This is a genomic window from Lentzea fradiae, from assembly GCF_900100955.1.
GTDB classification, from domain to species: domain Bacteria; phylum Actinomycetota; class Actinomycetes; order Mycobacteriales; family Pseudonocardiaceae; genus Lentzea; species Lentzea fradiae.
The window spans coordinates 296329-314002 of the sequence record NZ_FNCC01000001.1 but is presented as its reverse complement, the minus strand read 5'-3'; the positions used below and the strand labels follow the sequence as shown (position 1 = coordinate 314002).

The window sequence follows — 17674 nt, the reverse complement described above, 5'->3', positions numbered from 1 at the left end:
CAGCGTGCTTTGTATGAAACCAACAAGGCACCAGGTCCTCGGCACAGCTTCACTTGAGCCCGTGGCCCAACTCACCCACCGGGCGCTCCCTCGTGCCCGCGTCGAGCAAGACGCGAGGATCACGCCTGCGGGATCCGGATCACATCCCCCGGTCTGACCACGTTCGGGTCGGTGATGACGTGCGGGTTCGCTCTCACGAGCCGCGTGTAGAGGTTGCCCGCGCCGTAGAACTGGGTGGCGACTCCCCACAAAGTGTCGCCCGGTTTGATCTGGTACTCCTGGTAGACGCGGTAGCCCGGCACGATCCGAGGACCGTAGACGACCGGCACGATGACCTTGTCGAGCTCCTCGCCGTCCTTGGGCGAGCGCCAGAACACCTCGACGAAGAGCCGGTCGAGCGCGAACGCCGCGCCGGAGACGTCGACCTCCACCTGGAACTGCCCGTGCCCGCCTGCCCCGTCGCCGGCCGTGAACCCGCCGACGACCTCGTCGTGCCCCTCGTGCACCCGGTAGCTGAACGCGGCCTCGAACGCGCCGCCGGCCGTGCCGGCGATCAGGACGGTGCTGCCCACGAGCCCGAGCGGCTTCGGCTGCTGCACTTCGATCGACATGAGATCCCCTTTCCTCTACAGCCAAGTCGCCGGGAGGAAGGAGGTCGTTGCACGGTTCACCCGGGTGGGTCACCGGTGGTGGAGGACGGAGTCGAACCGCCTTCGCGCGAGGGCTCCCGTTTTACAGACGGGCGGGGCTCCACAGCCCCCTCTCCACCTCGGCGCAAGTCATTTTCAGGCTTCTGACCTGCGCTGACGGCTCCATCCTGACAGCAGGACCCACGCGCGGGCGATCGATTTTCCGTGCACGTTCATCCCGCGCACGGCCGGGTATCCGTCGATCATGCGACCTGTACAGACAGCGGCGGCGGTGGCCGGCGTGGCGTTCCTGCTCGCCGGAGTGCTCGGCTTCATCCCCGGCATCACCACGCACTACGACGAGATGACCTTCGCGGGACACTCCGGCGCACTGCTGCTGGGGATCTTCGCGGTCTCGATCCTGCACAACCTCGTGCACCTGCTGTTCGGTGTGCTGGGCCTGTTCGCGGCGAAGAAGAGCCCGCCGCTCTCCCGCGCGTTCCTCGTGGTCGGCGGCGGCGTCTACGTGGTCCTGTGGGTCTACGGCTCCGCGATCGGCGAGCACACCGGCGCGAACTTCCTGCCGATCAACACCGCGGACAACTGGCTGCACCTCGGGCTCGGCGCCGGGATGATCCTGCTCGGCGTGGCCACCACCGCGGTCGAACGCAAGCGCAGCGACTCCCCCGTGAACTGAGGACCGTCAGTTGAGCGTGGCGATCGAGAAGTTCAGCGCACCCGCGAAGCTCACCCACGCCAGATAGGGCACCAGCAGCAGCGCCGCGACCCGGCTGTGCCGCCAGAACACCACGACCAGGGCCACGACGGTCAGCCACAGCAGCACGATCTCGGCGAACGCGGGCCAGAACCAGCCGAGCCCGAAGAACAACGGCGTCCAGAACGCGTTGAGCACCAGGTTCGCGCCGTACAGCGTCAGCTCGCGGCGCCGGGCATTACCGCGCCACGCAAGCCAGCCGGACAGCGCGATCAGCCCGTAGAGCACCGTCCACACCGGGCCGAACAGCCAGGAGGGCGGTGCCCAGGACGGCTGCCGCAGGCCGCTGTACTCGTCACCCGCGGAGATCGAGAACAGCGAGCCGAACACGGCCACGACGACGACCGCCGCGAGGAAGACGAGCAGCACCCGGACGGGGTGCCTGCGCTGCAGGGACAAGCTGGTCATCGAGGACTCCAGACTGGCAAGGCGCGGACGATGGCGAGCACCGACGAGCGGCTGGGTGCCGCCCGCCCGGCGTCGTCGAGCAACGACAGTTCGTCGTCGAGCACCGCCCGGCGGATCTTGTCGAACTCGCCGGGCAGCTCCCGCAGGAGTACCCCGACCAGGCGGTCCCGCAACGCCCTCCCCGCGGCATCGTCGGAGGGCAGCACCCTCCAGTGCGACCGCAGCACGCGCTCGGCCACGTCCTCACCCGCGGCCGCCCACAGCAGGCGGATCATGCGGTCGGCGAGGCTCATGCCCCCAAGTCTAGATTCGACTCAGAATCGTTTCAACCGCACCGCGCAGCGTGTCGACCACCGCCACCCCCGGCGGCAGCTCCACACCGGCCCATCCCGAGCCCGCGACCAGCACCGGAACGTCGCCCAGGTCCGAGAGAGGCACCTGGTCGGCGTACACCCGGTCGTGCGCCCAGATCACCACGACCGCGGGCCGCACCAGCCGCACGGCACTGACCAGCGCGTCGGCGGGCACGCGGGCGCCCAGGTTGCGGGCCACGCAGTCCTTCTCGGCCAGCGCCGCCGCCAGCACGTCCAGCGGCAGGCTGTGCTGCTCGTCCGGCGCGCACGCCAGCAGCACCGACGGCGTGCCGACGACCACCCCGGACGCCCGCATCGCGTCGGTGATGCTCCCGCTCGCGACGTGCTCGATCTCCACGCCGGCCGCGGTCGACGCGACCCGTTCGCCGATCTCCACCAGGAACGGGACCAGCACCGCGTCCCACGTGTGCACGACGCCGTGGCGCGCGATCAGGTCGGCGGCCACCCGCCGCATGCCCGCCGCGTCCATCCGGTCCGCGGCGGACACGAAGTCGAGCCCCTCGGGCGCGACCAGGGTCGCCGCGGCCGACGCGGGCGCCACACCGGAGCCGGTCAGCTCCACCATGCGCCGCAGCCGCGCCAGGTCGTCGTCGTTGTAGCGGCGGTGCTTGCCCTCCTGGCGCGTGCTGGGACCGAGCCCGTACCGGCGGTCCCACGTGCGCAGGGTCGTCGGCGCGATGCCGAGCATCCGCGCCACCGCTCCAGCACTCCACTCCACCGCGTCACCTCCGCTGCATCGATTTCGAATCGTAATGCGCGGACGCCGGAGCAGCCCGCGTCGGGCCGGTCCGGCGTTGCCGTGGCGCTTTACTTCTTCTTGCCGCCGAAGAGCTCCTTGAGCTGCGTGCCGCGGCGGCGCAGGCCCCACTTCGTCACGCGGACCAGGGCCTCGCGGACGATGTTGCCGCTCATCTTCGACTCGCCGAACTCGCGCTCCTGGAACGTGATCGGCACCTCGCGGACGCGGAAGCCGAGCTCGATCGTGCGCCAGAGCAGGTCGATCTGGAAGCAGTACCCGGCGGAGGCCACCGACGCGAGGTTGAGCTTGCGCAGCGTGTCCGCGCGGAACGCCCGGTAGCCGCCGGTCATGTCGCGGACGTTCGCGCCCAGCGCCAGCCGGGAGTACAGCGAGCCGCCCAGCGACAGCACCTTGCGCTGCGCAGGCCAGTTCACGACCTCGCCGCCGGGCACCCAGCGCGAGCCGATCACGAGGTCGGCCTGCGGCAGCGCGTCCAGCAGCCGGTGCAGCTGCTCGGGGGCGTGCGACCCGTCGGCGTCCATCTCGCAGATGACGCCGTAGCCGCGGTCGAGCGCCCACTGGAAGCCCGCGACGTACGCGGCGCCCAGACCGGCCTTCTCGGTGCGGTGCATCACGTGGATCCGGTCGTCGGCGGCCGCCATCTCGTCGGCGAGCTGGCCGGTGCCATCGGGGCTGCCGTCGTCGACCACCAGCACGTGCACCTCGGGCACCGCCGTGTGCAGCCTCTTGACGATCTTTCCGATGTTGTCCCGCTCGTTGTAGGTCGGGATCACCACCAGCACCTGCCCGAGTTCCTGGTCAGGCTGCTGCGCCATTCGAGTCCTTCCGTCGTCGGGTGAAGCCCAGCGCCAACGCCACAAGGCCCGTAGCGGGCATCACCCACTCGGGCCAGGCTCCTAGCCAAGTCGCCAGAGTAGTCTGCGTCCCCCGCGGCGGCGTCGCCACCAGGGCACCTGTGGCGAAGAGCCCAGCCTTCCGAGTGACGGAACCTCCACCTCCGACCTTGGCGCGCCGCCTGCCCGAGGAGCTGTCGCCCGCACCGGCACCTGACGAAAATGTCAGGGCGCGACGGCATCTCCCGGACTCGGGAACACCGTGGAACGCGCAGCGCCCGGCGCACGTCCCACTCCCCGCCCGGCATTCGGCAGGCAGCGGTGGACCGAGCGGACGAAACCGTGCCGCCGGCCCCACCCGGACCGCCTGACGAGCACCGGGCGTGTTCCCGCTTTCGGTAAGGTTCACCACAAATCAGGAGGTGACGGCGGATGCCCCGTCCAAGCGTGGAAGCCGAACGCAAGGCCCAGATCCTCGCGTCCACGTGCAAGGTCATCGCGGCCGAGGGCTTCCGGCACCTGCGCGTCTCCGACGTCGCCAAGGACGCCGGCGTCTCCGGCGGCACGGTGCACTACTACTTCGAGACCAAGCGCGAACTGACGGACGCCGCCTTCGAGCACTGCTTCGAGCAGTCGGTGACCCGCCGCCGCTGGATCCTCGAGTCCGACGAGCCACCTCTCTCCCGGCTGCGCATGGTGGTGGAGTCCTACCTGCCGGAAGGCGCGGAGACCGTCGAGGCGTGGAAGGTCTGGGCCGAGCTGTGGGTGGAGGCCATCCGCAGCCCCGAGCTGCAGGACCTCAACGAGCGCTTCTACGGCGAGTGGCGCGACATCGTGGCGAGCATCTTCCGCGACGGCCAGGCGTCCGGCGAGATCCTCGCGCCCGGCGATCCGGTCGAGCTGGCGAACATGCTGGTCAGCATGCTCGACGGCCTGGCGCTGCAGGTCCTGGCGGGCTCGCGGGCGATGACGGTCGACGTGATGCGCGCGACCTGCCTGCGGTTCGTCGACCAGCTGTCGTCCGCCGCGGTGGGATGACGCCTCCGGGTTCAACCAGGGTTCGTCCCCGATGCGGCAAGCGGTGATTTTTGGGCACCCTGGAGTCATGACCACGACAGTTGCTTTGAGCAGGCCCAGGACCAACCGGAGGATCGCGGGTGTGTGCGCGGGGCTGGCCCAGCGCTGGGGGATGAAGGCGGGCACCGTGCGCCTTCTGTTCCTGCTGTCCTGCCTTCTGCCCGGACCGCAGTTCGTCGTCTACCTCGTGCTCTGGGTGATCATGCCCGACCGCGGCTACTGACCGCCCGCGGCTCCGCCCACGTGCGCCACGGCGTGCGTGGGCGGTGGCGTGTCATCGGCTCCGGTCGACGGGGATCTCCGCCAGCTCCTCCGTGAGGCTCGTGAACGACTCCGGCTCCACCTGGAACAACCCGTCGAACGGCTGCATCATCCCCAGGCACAGCACGCACACCAGCGCCAGCACGGCCGTGGTGAGGCACAGCTGCACGACGTGCCGCGCACGCGCCGTGAACCCGATCAGGAACGGGTACACCACCATCGCCACGGACCCGGCGATGGTGCCGACCAGCATCATCATGCCCGTGGCGTCGAGCCCGCCCGCCGAGTCGAGCCGCTCGCGCCGCAGGTCGGTGATCTCCCGCAACCGCTCCACCGCGCGTTCGCGCGCGCTCTTCACGACGTCCGGCGTGGCGGGCAGGCTCACGACCTCCGCGTGCAGCGAGTGCAGCGCCGCGGTCGTGGCCGGGTCGGCCTCGCCGACGGCCAGCTGCGGCCATTCCTTCTCCGCCACCAGCCTCGGGTACTCGGTGAGCAGCCCGCGGATCACGTCGCGCTGCGGCTGCGGCAGGACCGGGGTCTGCCAGTAGATGTCGGCGATGGCGGCGGCCTCCCGTGCGGCGTTGTCCTCGGCGGCGCCGTTCTCCTCCCACACGATCACCACGTAGAACGCCAGCGCGACGATGAACAGCCCGCTGATCACCGCACCGAGGAACCCGCGCGAGTCCGCGTCCCGGTCGTCGGCCTGCTCGTGGGACCGTGCCCGCCCCCGCCCGAACAGGACGCAGGCGACGGCGGCGACGACCACCGACACGAGTACGACGAGCAGAGCTGTCCACATGACTCCCATCTCCCCACAGCCGGACGCCGTTGACCACCAACTTCACGCTTCCCGGCACACTTCCCCGCCCGACGAGACCAACCTCGTCCGAACCCGTGCACAGCCGGTCCACATCGGACCCCGCGCGGAACACCCGTTACCCGAACAGGAGAACCGCGGCGCCACCGTCCTCGACGGAGAGTGAGGACGCCCTGGTCAGCGCGCGCTGACAAGCCGGACCACGCGTGCCAACCTGGGCTGACCCGACCGGAAGGCCCTGCATGCGCGTCCCGATCCTCCTCGCCGTGGCGCTGCTGGTCGCCCTCCTCTCACCAGGGCCGCCGGTCGGCGCGGCCGAGGTGTGGCGCACGCAGTTCGACGAGGCGGTGTACGGGGACGTCGCGATCATCGGCGAGTCGGTCGTGACGTGCCCGACGCGGGAGCAGGCCGGGCCGCTGCCCCGGTATCCGCCGCAGTCCTGTGTGGACGCGCTGCACCAGCAGGGGCGTGGGCCGTCGGCGCAGAACAACGCGCACCGCATGTCGTGGACCGACACCGACGGCGACTCGCGGACGTTCAACTCCTCCAGCGCCCAGCTCGCCCTCCCGCCGGGTGCCTCCGTCGCCTACGCCAAGCTCGGCTGGGCGGGCAACACCGCGTGCGACCGCGCCACCCCGCCGCCGGGCGGCCCGCGCGACCCGGTGCTGTTCAACGGCACCGCGATCAGCCCCGGCTCGTTCCGCGCCGACGCGCCGGGCGAGATCAGCGGCACCGACAACGCCTTCTACAGCGCCGAGGCCGACGTAACCCGGTACGTCACCGGCGGGACGGTGACGGTCGGCAACGTCTGGACGCCCCAGGGCTTCGACTGCTTCGGCGGCTGGTCGCTGACCGTCGTCTGGAAGTTCCCGGCCGCCACGGCGGCGGCGCCGGCCAAACGGCACGTCACGGTGCACGGCGGTCACGTCCGCCTCCCCACGAGGGTGCCGGTCCTGCGCACGCCGATCGCGCCGACGCATCCGGCGGGCGGCAGCGTCCGGCTCAGCTTCACCGCCTACGAGGGCGATTGGGCGGGCGAAGGCGACCAGTTGCTGGTCAACGGCACCTCGGTCGGCGGCCGCAACGTGTTCGCGTCGTCGGCCCAGGGTTCCGCGCACCCCAACAACATGAGCGTCGACGCCCGCACGCTGACGGTGCCCGACGGCGTCCTGCAGCCCGGTTCCAAGAGCGCCGAGCTGACGTTCCAGCGCGACGAGGACGCGTTCCTGGTGCAGAGCATCGCCTGGTCGTTCCCGCTGCCCGAGCTCGTCCTCGCGGTGTCGCCGGAACACGCGGAGGCGCACCCCGGCGGCACGGTCACGCAGACGGCGACGGTCACGAACGCCGGTGACGCCCCGGCGGCGGAGGTGACCGTGTGCGGCCAGCAGATCGGTGCGCTCGCGCCACACGCCACGGCCACCCGCACGTGCTCGTCGACAGCGGCCCAGGACGACTACCAGGCCACCGTCACGGCCGGTGGCGTGAGCCTCGCCGGCGACCAGCTCACCGCCGGTGCGGCGTCCACCGTCGACGTGCTGCACCCGGCGCTGCGGGCCACCGCGCCGGCCGAACCGGTGACGGCGTTGCCGGGCCAGGCCGTCACGTTCACCACGACCGTCACGAACACCGGGGACACGCCGCTGCACGGCCTCACCGCCCGCGCCGCTTCGGGGTGCGAGCCCATGCAGGACCGGCTCGACCCCGGCGCCGGCGCCACCGTCGACTGCACGGCGCCCGCCGGGGAGGAGAGCGGCGCGCTGACCGCCACCGTCACGGCGTCGGACAAGCTCGGCGGCACGGTCGAGGCGACGGCGTCCGTGCAGGTGAAGGTGATCTACCCGCGGCTGACCATCACCGCGGTGTGGTCGACGGACCGTGCTCCCGAGGGCGAGGTCGTGACGGTGACGATCACGGTCGGCAACCCGTCCCCGCACACGATCGAGAACGTCCGCGTCGAGGGCGAGCCCGCCGCGTGCCGCCGGGTGTTCCCGGTGCTGCGGCCGTTCGAGCGGATCACCTACACCTGCCAGGTCACGGTTCCGGTGAACGCCCGGCTGACGGTGTCCGGGCGGGGAGTGGGCCAGGCGGTCACCGAGAGCGCCGTCGTGCGGATCGAGTCGGTGACGGCCGAGCCGCTGCCCGTGCAGCCACCGCCGGTCACACCGCCGCCGCCGTCCTCACCGGCGCCGGACGAACCGGACCCTCCCGCACCGGCCGAGCCGCAGCCACCGCGCCCGGTCTCGGAGGTGCGGCAGCTGTCGAAACCCGCGGTGGGCGGCGCCGCGGCGGTGATCAGCATCGTCGGGATGGCGGTCGTGGCGAGTGCTCTGGCGGGGTTGGGCCGGCGCTGATCCATGTCGTTCCGAGCCCGGATGCGGTAGAAGGGATCCATGGAGATCACCGCGTCCCGGGGGTGGTAGCACCGCGTGCTGCTGAAGACGTTGCAGGAGTACGCGGCGCGCGCCCAGCCGGCCGCCCACGTCGAGGAAGCGGGCGGCTGGTGGTTGCGCCACTCCCCCGGCGACGCCTGGTGGGTGGGATCGGTGCTGCCGCACGACCGCGAGGACCGCGTGGACCTCGCGGAGGAGTTCTGCACCTCACGCGGGTCCGAGGTGCGGTTCCAGATCACGCCGGGCGTGTGCGCGGACGACCTGGACGAGCGGCTCGGCGACCGGGGTTACGCGCGCAGCCACGACATGTCGTTGCAGATCGCGTCGACCGCCGACGTGCTGAGGCAGTCCCACGCGGACGCGGGCGAGGTCAGCTCCCGGCCCACCGACGAGTGGCTGACCGCGTGGCACGCCGTGACGAACCGCGACGTGAGCGCCGAACGCGACCTGCTCAGCCGCATCGAGCACCCCGGCGCGTACGCGTACGCCGAGGTCGACGGCGACATCGTGGCCGTGGGCAGGGCCGTCGACGAGGACGGGTGGGCCGGGGTGTTCGGGATGGCGACGCTGCCGCACGCCCGCGGGCAGGGTGCGGCGCGGTCGGTGCTCGCGGCGCTCGCGAGCTGGGCCGCGTCCCGCGAGGCGAACCACATGTACCTGCAGATGGTGCGGACGAACCAGGGGGCGTTCCGCCTGTACGAGCGGACGGGGTTCCGCGAGGTGAGCGCCTACCACTACCGGATCCGCGCGTAACCGGTCAGGAATCGAGAAGGCACGGCCAGGTCGTCCGGGCTAGGTTCTGCGCCATGACCAGGACAGCACCAGCTCGGCACGACGCCGACACCCACGATCTGATCCGCGTTCAGGGCGCGCGGGTGAACAACCTGCGCGACGTCGACGTCGAGATCCCCAAGCGACGGCTGACCGTGTTCACGGGTGTCTCGGGCTCGGGCAAGAGCTCGCTGGTGTTCGGCACCATCGCCGCGGAGTCGCAGCGGCTGATCAACGAGACGTACTCGGCGTTCATCCAGGGCTTCATGCCCACGCTGCCGCGGCCGGAGGTGTACCTGCTGGAGGGCATCACCACGGCGATCCTCGTCGACCAGCAGCGGATGGGCGCCGACCCGCGTTCGACGGTCGGCACCGCGACCGACGTGCACGCGATGCTGCGCATCCTGTACAGCCGCCTGGGCGCGCCGCACGTCGGCGGCCCGCAGGCGTTCTCGTTCAACGTCGCCTCCATCTCCGGCGCGGGCGCCGTGACGATCGAGAAGGCGGGTCAGAAGGTCAAGGAGCGCCGCGAGTTCTCCATCACCGGCGGCATGTGCCCGCGCTGCGAGGGCCGCGGCCAGGTCTCCGACATCGACCTGACCGAGGTCTACGACGAGTCGAAGTCGATCCTCGAGGGCGCGATCAAGGTGCCCGGCTACAACGTCGACAACCAGTGGACCGTGCAGACGTTCACGCAGTCCGGCTTCATCGACCCGGCGAAGCCGATCCGCGAGTACACGAAGAAGGAGCTGCACGACTTCCTCTACCGGGACCCGGTCAAGATCAAGGTCAACGGCATCAACCTGACCTACGAGGGCCTGATCCCGAAGCTGCAGAAGTCGATGCTCTCGAAGGACCGGGAGGCGCTGCAACCGCACATCCGCGCGTTCGTCGACCGCGCGGCGACGTTCGGCACGTGCCCCGGCTGCGAAGGCACCCGTCTCACCGAGGCCGCGCGGTCGTCGAAGATCAAGGGCAAGTCGATCGCCGACCTGTGCGACATGCAGATCACCGACCTGGCCGAGTGGATCCGCGGCGTCGAGGACAAGGGCGTGGCGCCGCTCATCGAGAAGCTCGCGCACACGCTCGACTCGTTCGTGGAGATCGGCCTCGGCTACCTGTCGCTCAACCGCCCGGCGGGCACGCTGTCCGGCGGTGAGGCGCAGCGGGTGAAGATGATCCGGCACCTCGGCTCGGCGCTGACCGACGTGACGTACGTGTTCGACGAGCCGACGATCGGCCTGCACCCGCACGACATCGAGCGGATGAACAACCTGCTGCTCCGCCTGCGGGACAAGGGCAACACCGTCCTGGTCGTCGAGCACAAGCCCGAGACCATCGCGATCGCCGACCACATCGTCGACCTCGGTCCCGGCGCCGGTCGCAACGGCGGCACGATCTGCTTCGAGGGCACGCTGGAGGGGTTGCGCGAGAGCGGCACCGTGACGGGCAGGCACCTGGACGACCGGGCGTCGCTGAAGCCGTCGGTCCGCGAGCGCACGGGTGTGCTGGAGATCCGCGGCGCGTCCGCCAACAACCTGCGCGACGTGGACGTCGACGTCCCGCTCGGCGTGCTGACCGTGGTCACCGGCGTGGCGGGATCCGGCAAGTCGTCGCTGATCCACCAGTCGATGCCGCGCGACGCGGGCGCGATCGTCGTGGACCAGACCCCGATCAAGGGCTCGCGGCGGTCCAACCCGGCCACCTACACCGGTCTGCTGGAGCCGATCCGCAAGGCGTTCGCCAAGGCCAACGGCGTGAAGCCCGCCCTGTTCAGCGCGAACTCCGAGGGCGCGTGCCCCAACTGCAACGGCGCGGGCGTCGTGTTCACCGACCTCGGCATCATGGCGACCATCGAGACGCCGTGCGACGTCTGCGAGGGCAAGCGGTTCGACCAGGCCGTGCTGGAGTTCAAGCTGGGCGGCAAGGACATCTCCGAGGTGCTGGCCATGCCGGTGTCCGAAGCCGTCGAGTTCTTCGGCTCCGGTGACGCCCGCACGCCCGCCGCGCACGCCATCCTGGACCGCCTGAACGACGTCGGCCTGGGCTACCTGTCGCTCGGCCAGCCGCTGACGACCCTGTCCGGCGGTGAGCGGCAGCGCCTGAAGCTCGCCACGCACATGGCCGACAAGGGCGGCGTCTACGTCCTCGACGAGCCGACCACGGGCCTGCACCTCGCCGACGTCGAGCAACTGCTCGGCCTGCTGGACCGGCTCGTCGACTCGGGCAAGTCGGTGATCGTGATCGAGCACCACCAGGCCGTGATGGCACACGCCGACTGGATCATCGACCTGGGTCCCGGCGCCGGTCACGACGGCGGCAAGGTCGTGTTCGAGGGCACCCCGGCCGAGCTGGTGGCTGGCCGCTCCACGCTGACCGGCGAGCACCTGGCCGACTACGTGGGCGCTCCGGCGCGGCGCAAGAAGCGTTAGTCCTCGGCGGCCTTCTTCACGGAGGCCGCCTCGGTCTCGACGTACCGCCTGGTCAGCGCTCTGGTCATCAGCCAGCCGAGCGGCGCCACCGGTCCGGAGAGCTTCAGGGTGAGCGTGAGCCGGGCCCCGGCGGGGTCCGGCTCCACGACGTGCCCGGCCGTGATCAACAGGCCAGGCGACCTCGAGACCCAGGTGAACGACGTCCCGCCGGTCAGCTCGGTGACCGTCCAGATCGCCTCGGACAGCTTCGGCTGCTTCAGCCGCGTCCGCGACCCGACGGCCAGCGGTCCCGGCTCCAGCCGTTCCACCTCGTCCACCGTGGGGATGCGTTCCGGCCACCGTTCGACGTCGGTGACGACCGCCCAGACCCGTTCGGGCTGGGCCGCGATCGTGACGGAGTGCTGTAGACCGGGCATGGGCCCGAGTCTAGAACCGCTTGTCGATCTCCTCGACCGCGTCGGCGGCGATCTCCCTGGCCGCGGCGCGGGGCGAGGGCCGCGCGATGACCTGTCCGACGAGCCGCCGCATGTTCGTGTCGATCTTGCCGAACGCCGAGGCCGCAGTCGGTTCGACGTCGCCGAACAGGGTCCACCACCACCAGGAGTTCGTGGCGGAGTTCGCGATGACGTCCGGGATGACGAGTGCGTCGATCACGGCTTCCGCGTCCTCGGTCATCGGCATGTTCGCCGCCTCGACGACCAGCGACGCCTGCACCCGGTGCGCGTTGCCGGCGTGGATCGCGTAGCTGGTGGCGGCGGGAACCAGCACGTCCGCCTCGACGTCGAGCCACCGCTCCCCGTCCAGCCGCACGTCGTTCTCCGTCAGCTTGGTGCGGTCGATGCCGCCGCTGGGATCTCTTGACAGCAGAAGGGTTTCGACGTCCAGTCCGCGGGGGTTGGCGATGACGCCGTGCACGTCCGCCAGTCCGACCACCTTGACGCCGTTGCGCTGGAGATAGCGTGCGGTCGCGCCTCCCATCGAACCGAAACCCTGCACGAAAGCGGTGGGGTTCTTCAGGTTCAGGTGCTCGACACCGATCAGCGCCGCCTGCGCGACACCGTAGCCGCCGACCAGCTCGTCCAGCCCGACACCGTCCACAGTGACCCGGAAGGCGTCCGCAAGTCGTTGGCGCGCCGTCTTTTCGTCGTCCAGCAACGGATACACGGCCTGGATCGACGACTGCAACCCGATCCGCTCGATGGCCGCGTCGATCGTGGACTGCCGCAACCCCAGGTCCTCCCCCATGGTCCAGAACCGTTCGATGTAGGGCGACATCGCGTACAGGTAGTTCGTGAGAACCTCGTCGGCTCTCGGATCGGAAGGGTCGAAGTCGATGCCTCCCTTGGCACCGCCGAGCGGCACGTACCGCGCGCCGGGCTCGTAGTTCAGCGCTTCCTTGGCCGTCATCCCCCGTGCCAGCCCGCGCACCTCGTCGAGCGTGCAGCCGGCCCGCATCCGCAGTCCGCCGCTGCTGACCCCGCGCACCAGCCGGTCGATGACCAGGTGCCCGCGCGCCCGCGTCGCCGGGTCCGTCCACGTGACTTCGAGAAAGCTCACCGCCCAACCCTACGGGTCGGTCAGCGCGCCATCTGCACGAGGAACTCGGCGTTCGTCTTCGTCTTGCGCAACCCTTCCAGCAGCACGTCGATCTCGCGGTCGGCCATCGCCCGCCGCACCGCGTCCGTGATGGCCAGCTCCTGCGGCGAGACCAGCAGCTCGGCCTTGCGGGTGCTGGACTGGTGCAGGTCGACGGCGGGGTAGATCCGCTTCTGCGCGGCCTTCCGGTCGAGCTTCAGCTCGGCGTTGCCGGTGCTCTTGAGCTCTTCGAAGATCACCGTGTCGGCCGTGGACCCGGTCTCGACGAGCGCGGTCGCGAAGATCGTGAGGCTGCCGCCCTCCTCGATGTTCCTGGCGGCGCCGAGGAACTTCTTCGGCGGTGTCAACGCCCCCGCGTCGACACCACCGCTGAGGATGCGCCCGCCGTTGGGCGCGGCCAGGTTGTAGGCCCTGCCGAGCCGCGTGAGCGAGTCGAGCAGCACCACGACGTCCCGCCCGTCCTCGACCAGCCGCTTGGCCCGCTCCACCGCGAGCTCGGCGGCGGCGATGTGGTGCTTCGGGTGCTCGTCGAACGTGGAGGCGAACATCTCGCCCGGAATGGTGGCGCGCATGTCCGTCACCTCCTCCGGCCGTTCCCCGACCAGTGCGACGATGAGGTGCGCGTCGGGGTGGTTCTTGGCGATCGCCTGAGCGATCTGTTGCAGCACAACGGTCTTACCGGCTTTGGGCGGCGCCACGACCAACGCCCGCTGCCCCTTGCCGACCGGCATGACCAGGTCGATCGTGCGGCTGGTGAGCTCGTGGGGGTCGTGCTCCAGCCGCAGCCTTTCGTTGGGGTAGAGCGGCGTGAGGTCCTCGAACCTCGGCCTGCGGTGCGGCTTGAGCCCGTTGACGGTGTCGACGCTGACGAGCTTGCCGTCGTGCGCCTCACCGCTGATCCGGTCGCCGCGCCGCAGGTCGTGCTGACGCACCAGCCCTTGCGGCACCACCGTCCCGTCCGGGAGGAATGCCTTGTTGTTGCGTATGTCGAGTAGACCGACGTTCACGGGTCTGTCCTTTCAGGAGGGTAGCTCGAAGGTGCGCTTCATCGACTCCGCACATCGTGTGCGGAGGAGAGCGCTCGTCGATGCCCCCTGTTCGGAGAGGGCGTCGGATGCGATCCACCAGCGTCAGAAACTGGGGTTCGTCGCCGCGGAGTGTGATCTTCCAGCGGCTGGCCGGAACTTACGTGCGCCTGGCGCACTGCCGGTATGAACGGACTGTAGCAGACAACGCCCGATGCGCGCCGGTTATTCCGCGCACTCCTCTTGCAGTGGCCTGTCGGGGATGACGAGCGCGTCGACCGCCACCACCCCGTCCGGCCCGACCCGTACCGGGTTCAGCTCGATCTCGGCGAGGTCCGGCCGTGCCGAGATCATCTCGGAGATCCGGGCGATGACCTCGGCCAACGCCTCGACGTCCGGCGCGGGCGCCCCACGCCACCCCTTGAGCAACGGCGCGCAGACGAGCCGGTCGAGCATTTCACGGGCTGTGGCGGGAGTGACCGGGGCCAGTTCGATCGCGGTGTCGTTGAACAGCTCCGCGTGCAGGCCCCCCGCCCCGACGAGGACGACCGGACCGAACGAGTGGTCCTGCCTGGCACCGATGATCAGTTCGACGGCGTTCTCGCGGGTGTCCATCTCTTCGAGAACGTAGGTGCCGGGACCGAGCCTGGCGTGCATCTCCTCGAACGCCGCGGCGGGGTCGGTGACGTTGGTTTTCACGCCGTCGTGTTCGCTCTTGTGGGCGAGCCAGTCGGCTTTGAGCGCGTAGGGGCCCCTGAGGGGCGTGGCTCTTGTCTCGGCGACGCTGGTCACGGCGTGGGCTCGGGGGAAGCGGACGAAGTCCAGCAGGGTTCTGGCGGTCAGGTAGCCCGGTCTGCACGATGGGGGCGCGTTTGTTCGCGCGACCTGTCTTTCGCCGGCGGTCGAGGTCTCGCGGGCGGCCAAGCTCGCGCAGGGGTCCCCTCCAGGGGGTCCCCCTGCTTTCATTCTTTCAGCCGGCACCGACATTCCCGGCCTGCTCGCCGCGCGAGTGGACCGTTCGTCCAGCGAAGCGAGCCGTGTCGCGTCACCGAGCGCAGCCATGGCCCGCTCGATCGTGTGCTGCACCGGCACCCCGCCCGCCCGCAGCGCCCGCACCGCCGCCGAGTCGGGACGCATGCTGTGCACCACCACGGTGACGCCGCTTTCCGCTGCCGCACGGCAGATCCGCTCGGCGACGGCCACCTCGGCGGACTCCAGCGAAGGGGTGTCCTCCCCGTAGCTACCGAAGTACCCGGACAACACGACCGTGTCGACTTCTCCCCCGCGTGCCAGCACTTCGACGGCGCGGGCGTAGTTCGCCAGGTCCCGTTCGCCTGCCCCGGCCAGGTCGATCGGGTTCCGGCGGGACGCACCCTCGGGCAGGCCGTCCACGGACGTCAGCGTAGGCACGGACAGACCGGCGGCGACGGCGAGATCGGCCGCGATCGCGCCCTGACCGCCGGAGTCCGAGATCACCCCGATCCGGCGCCCGCGCGGTATTCCGCCCGACAGAACGGCCGCCAGGTCGACCAGTGCCGCCGGGGTCGCGACTCGGATCGCGCCCGCACGACGGCAAGCCGCGTCGACGACGTCCAAAGATGACGTCAGTGCGCCCGTGTGTGTCAGAGCTGCTTCCTGGGCCGCCGCCGAAGAGCCGACCGTCAGCAGTACCACCGGTTTTCCGGCTGCGCGCAGCTCCGCCATCGCCGGCACGATGCCGGGTCCGAAGCTCTCCAGGTAAAGGCCGACGACGGTCGTCATGTCGTGGGAAACCAGGTCCAGCAACGCTTCCGTCGCCGTCACGTCCGCCTGGTTGCCGACCGAGACGAACCGCGAGACGCCGAGTCCGGACGTCGCTGCGAGTCCGCCGATCTCCAGCCCTACCTGGCCGCTCTGCGACACGATCCCGAGCGAGCCCGACTGGAACCGGCCCCACGCGAGGTGCAGCGACGTCGCGGCGTCGTACACGCCCAGGCAGTTGGGTCCGAGGATGCGGGCGCCCGCGGCACGGATGCGGCGGACGACCGCCTCGTCGATTCCGGACGTGATGCCGACGAACCCGCGCACCCCCACCGCGAGCGCCTCGTCCACGACGGCCGGCACGTGGGCCGCGGGCACGGCGAGCACCACCAGTTCGGGGGCTTCTGTCAGTTCCGACAACGATCGGACCGTGGGTTCGGACAGCACCGGGCCGCCGCCGCGGTTCACGAGGTGCACGGCGCGGCGGTCACGTCCTACCAGCGCTCCGCGGGCGAGCCAGTGGCCCCATTTGGCGGGATCGTCGCTGGCGCCGACGACGGCGACGGACGCGGGATCGGAGAAGATCATCTCGCACCGAGTCCCCGGGAGATGATGAGGCGCTGGATGTCCGAGGTGCCTTCCTCGATCTCTTCGAGCTTCGCGTCGCGCATCCAGCGTTCGACGGGGTACTCGCGCGAGTAGCCGTAGCCGCCCAACGTCTGCACGGCCGCGTGCGTGCACCACATCGCGTTCTCGGACCCGACGAGCTTCGCCATCGCGGACTCCTGCGCGACCTCGAAACCGTCGTCGTACAGAGCCGCCGCGCGCACGGTGAGCAGGTGCGCGGTGTCGACGCGGGTGGCCATGTCGGCCAGCCGGAACGCCACGGCCTGGTGCTGGATGATCGGCACGCCGAACTGGGTCCTGGTGCGCGCGTAGTCGTTGGCGAAGTCCAGCGCCGCGCGGGCGAGTCCGGTCGTGGCGGCGCCGATGAGGATGCGCGAGGCGTCGAACGTGCGCATCAGCCCGACGAACCCCTGCCCCTCCTCGCCGAGCCGGTTCTCCGCGGGCACGCGCACGTCGTCGAGGAACACCTCGGCGTTCACGATCGCGCGTTGTCCCATTTTGCGGAACGGCGGCCCGACTTCGAGGCCCTGCGTGTCCCTCGGCACGACGAACGCGGTGACGCCCTTGGCGCGCTTCGACGGGTCGACGGTCGCGAAGATGACGAAGTGCTCGGCGTAGGGGGCGTTGGAGATCCAGGTCTTCTGTCCGTTGAGGACGTAGTGGTCGCCGTCGCGCCTGGCGAACGTCTGGATGCCGGCCGCGTCGGAGCCGTTGCCGGGTTCGGTGACCGCGACGGCGGTGAGCGGCGGCGTGTCGGTCCCCAACGGCCGGAGGAAGCGTTCCTGCTGCTCGACGGTGCCGAGGTGCTCGACCGGGGCGCTGAAGAAGCCGTTGGAGGTGATCAGGTTGCCGATGCCGATGTCGCCGTGGCACAGCTCCTGCTGGACGAGCACCTGGGTGAGCAGGTCGGTGACGCCACCGCCGCCGAACCGCTCGGGGATCATGAAGCTCGTCAGCCCGAGCTTCGCCGCCTTCTCCCACAGGTCGAGCGGCGACTCGACGTCGGCCTCGTCCACGGCTCGCGCGCGCGGGCGGATCTCGCAGGCGGCGAACTCACGGGCGAGCTCGACGAACTGGTGCTGGTCGGCTGTGAGCCGCAGGCCGTCGCGGACGGTCCGCCCCATCTCCCACTCCCAATTTGACTGACGAGTCAGTTATT

Annotated in this window: 17 protein-coding genes and 1 tRNA gene; 6 read left to right on the top strand and 12 right to left on the bottom strand. The window is 70.4% G+C overall.

Annotation, left to right across the window (positions count from 1 at the left end; genetic code table 11):
* Window positions 1-119: 119 nt before the first annotated feature.
* Window positions 120-611 carry a Gmad2 immunoglobulin-like domain-containing protein gene (locus tag BLT23_RS01450; RefSeq protein WP_090044676.1) on the bottom strand — a complete coding sequence of 164 codons (492 nt, stop codon included), beginning with the start codon at window positions 609-611 and terminating at the stop codon, window positions 120-122.
* A 76-nt stretch (window positions 612-687) separates the two neighbouring features.
* Window positions 688-769 (bottom strand) — tRNA-Tyr (locus BLT23_RS40460).
* A 125-nt stretch (window positions 770-894) separates the two neighbouring features.
* Between BLT23_RS40460 and BLT23_RS01445 the strand changes: the two genes are divergently transcribed.
* Window positions 895-1326, top strand: a complete 432-nt coding sequence (locus BLT23_RS01445) for a DUF4383 domain-containing protein (RefSeq protein ID WP_090044674.1) — start codon at window positions 895-897, stop codon at window positions 1324-1326.
* Between the two features lie 6 nt (window positions 1327-1332).
* Here BLT23_RS01445 and BLT23_RS01440 read toward each other — a convergent pair whose 3' ends face one another.
* The 4 genes from BLT23_RS01440 to BLT23_RS01425 all read right to left on the bottom strand — a co-directional run bounded on the left by BLT23_RS01440 (window position 1333) and on the right by BLT23_RS01425 (window position 3761).
* The gene (locus BLT23_RS01440) at window positions 1333-1812 is read right to left on the bottom strand and encodes a TspO/MBR family protein (RefSeq protein WP_090044673.1); all 480 of its coding nucleotides are present in this window, start codon (window positions 1810-1812) and stop codon (window positions 1333-1335) included.
* A complete protein-coding gene (locus tag BLT23_RS01435) occupies window positions 1809-2105 on the bottom strand; it encodes a hypothetical protein (RefSeq protein WP_090044671.1) in 297 nt (98 codons plus the stop codon). Before BLT23_RS01435 ends, BLT23_RS01440 begins: the two co-directional genes overlap by 4 nt.
* 10 nt (window positions 2106-2115) lie before the next feature.
* Window positions 2116-2904: a MerR family transcriptional regulator gene (locus BLT23_RS01430; protein WP_218133597.1), complete on the bottom strand. Its 789-nt coding sequence runs from the start codon at window positions 2902-2904 to the stop codon at window positions 2116-2118.
* Window positions 2905-2993: 89 nt separating this feature from the next.
* The gene (locus tag BLT23_RS01425; RefSeq protein ID WP_090044669.1) at window positions 2994-3761 is read right to left on the bottom strand and encodes a polyprenol monophosphomannose synthase; all 768 of its coding nucleotides are present in this window, start codon (window positions 3759-3761) and stop codon (window positions 2994-2996) included.
* Window positions 3762-4211: 450 nt separating this feature from the next.
* Here BLT23_RS01425 and BLT23_RS01420 point away from each other — a divergent pair, with 450 nt between their 5' ends.
* Both BLT23_RS01420 and BLT23_RS01415 read left to right on the top strand, forming a co-directional pair.
* Window positions 4212-4817 carry a TetR/AcrR family transcriptional regulator gene (locus BLT23_RS01420; protein WP_090044668.1) on the top strand — a complete coding sequence of 202 codons (606 nt, stop codon included), beginning with the start codon at window positions 4212-4214 and terminating at the stop codon, window positions 4815-4817.
* Window positions 4818-4884: 67 nt separating this feature from the next.
* A complete protein-coding gene (locus BLT23_RS01415; protein ID WP_090045664.1) occupies window positions 4885-5079 on the top strand; it encodes a PspC domain-containing protein in 195 nt (64 codons plus the stop codon).
* A gap of 51 nt (window positions 5080-5130) precedes the next feature.
* Here BLT23_RS01415 and BLT23_RS01410 read toward each other — a convergent pair whose 3' ends face one another.
* On the bottom strand, window positions 5131-5916 hold the full coding sequence (locus BLT23_RS01410; protein WP_176946541.1) for a bestrophin-like domain: 786 nt from the start codon (window positions 5914-5916) through the stop codon (window positions 5131-5133).
* Between the two features lie 260 nt (window positions 5917-6176).
* Here BLT23_RS01410 and BLT23_RS01405 point away from each other — a divergent pair, with 260 nt between their 5' ends.
* The 3 genes from BLT23_RS01405 (at window position 6177) to BLT23_RS01395 (ending at window position 11527) form a co-directional block, all read left to right on the top strand.
* Window positions 6177-8285, top strand: coding sequence for a hypothetical protein (locus BLT23_RS01405; protein WP_090044665.1), 2109 nt, complete (start codon window positions 6177-6179; stop codon window positions 8283-8285).
* 75 nt (window positions 8286-8360) lie between these two features.
* On the top strand, window positions 8361-9077 hold the full coding sequence (locus BLT23_RS01400; protein WP_090044663.1) for a GNAT family N-acetyltransferase: 717 nt from the start codon (window positions 8361-8363) through the stop codon (window positions 9075-9077).
* A gap of 53 nt (window positions 9078-9130) precedes the next feature.
* Window positions 9131-11527: an ATP-binding cassette domain-containing protein gene (locus BLT23_RS01395; RefSeq protein ID WP_090044661.1), complete on the top strand. Its 2397-nt coding sequence runs from the start codon at window positions 9131-9133 to the stop codon at window positions 11525-11527.
* Here BLT23_RS01395 and BLT23_RS01390 read toward each other — a convergent pair.
* The 5 genes from BLT23_RS01390 to BLT23_RS01370 all read right to left on the bottom strand — a co-directional run bounded on the left by BLT23_RS01390 (window position 11524) and on the right by BLT23_RS01370 (window position 17639).
* Window positions 11524-11943 carry an SRPBCC family protein gene (locus BLT23_RS01390; protein ID WP_090044660.1) on the bottom strand — a complete coding sequence of 140 codons (420 nt, stop codon included), beginning with the start codon at window positions 11941-11943 and terminating at the stop codon, window positions 11524-11526. The two genes, BLT23_RS01395 and BLT23_RS01390, sit on opposite strands and share 4 nt — an antisense overlap.
* 10 nt (window positions 11944-11953) lie before the next feature.
* Window positions 11954-13084: a Glu/Leu/Phe/Val dehydrogenase dimerization domain-containing protein gene (locus BLT23_RS01385; RefSeq protein ID WP_090044658.1), complete on the bottom strand. Its 1131-nt coding sequence runs from the start codon at window positions 13082-13084 to the stop codon at window positions 11954-11956.
* Window positions 13085-13104: 20 nt separating this feature from the next.
* A complete protein-coding gene (rho, locus tag BLT23_RS01380; protein WP_090044656.1) occupies window positions 13105-14130 on the bottom strand; it encodes a transcription termination factor Rho in 1026 nt (341 codons plus the stop codon).
* A gap of 243 nt (window positions 14131-14373) precedes the next feature.
* A complete protein-coding gene (locus BLT23_RS01375; RefSeq protein WP_090044655.1) occupies window positions 14374-16476 on the bottom strand; it encodes an acetate--CoA ligase family protein in 2103 nt (700 codons plus the stop codon).
* On the bottom strand, window positions 16473-17639 hold the full coding sequence (locus tag BLT23_RS01370; protein WP_090044653.1) for an acyl-CoA dehydrogenase family protein: 1167 nt from the start codon (window positions 17637-17639) through the stop codon (window positions 16473-16475). Before BLT23_RS01370 ends, BLT23_RS01375 begins: the two co-directional genes overlap by 4 nt.
* Between the last annotated feature and the right edge of the window lie 35 nt (window positions 17640-17674).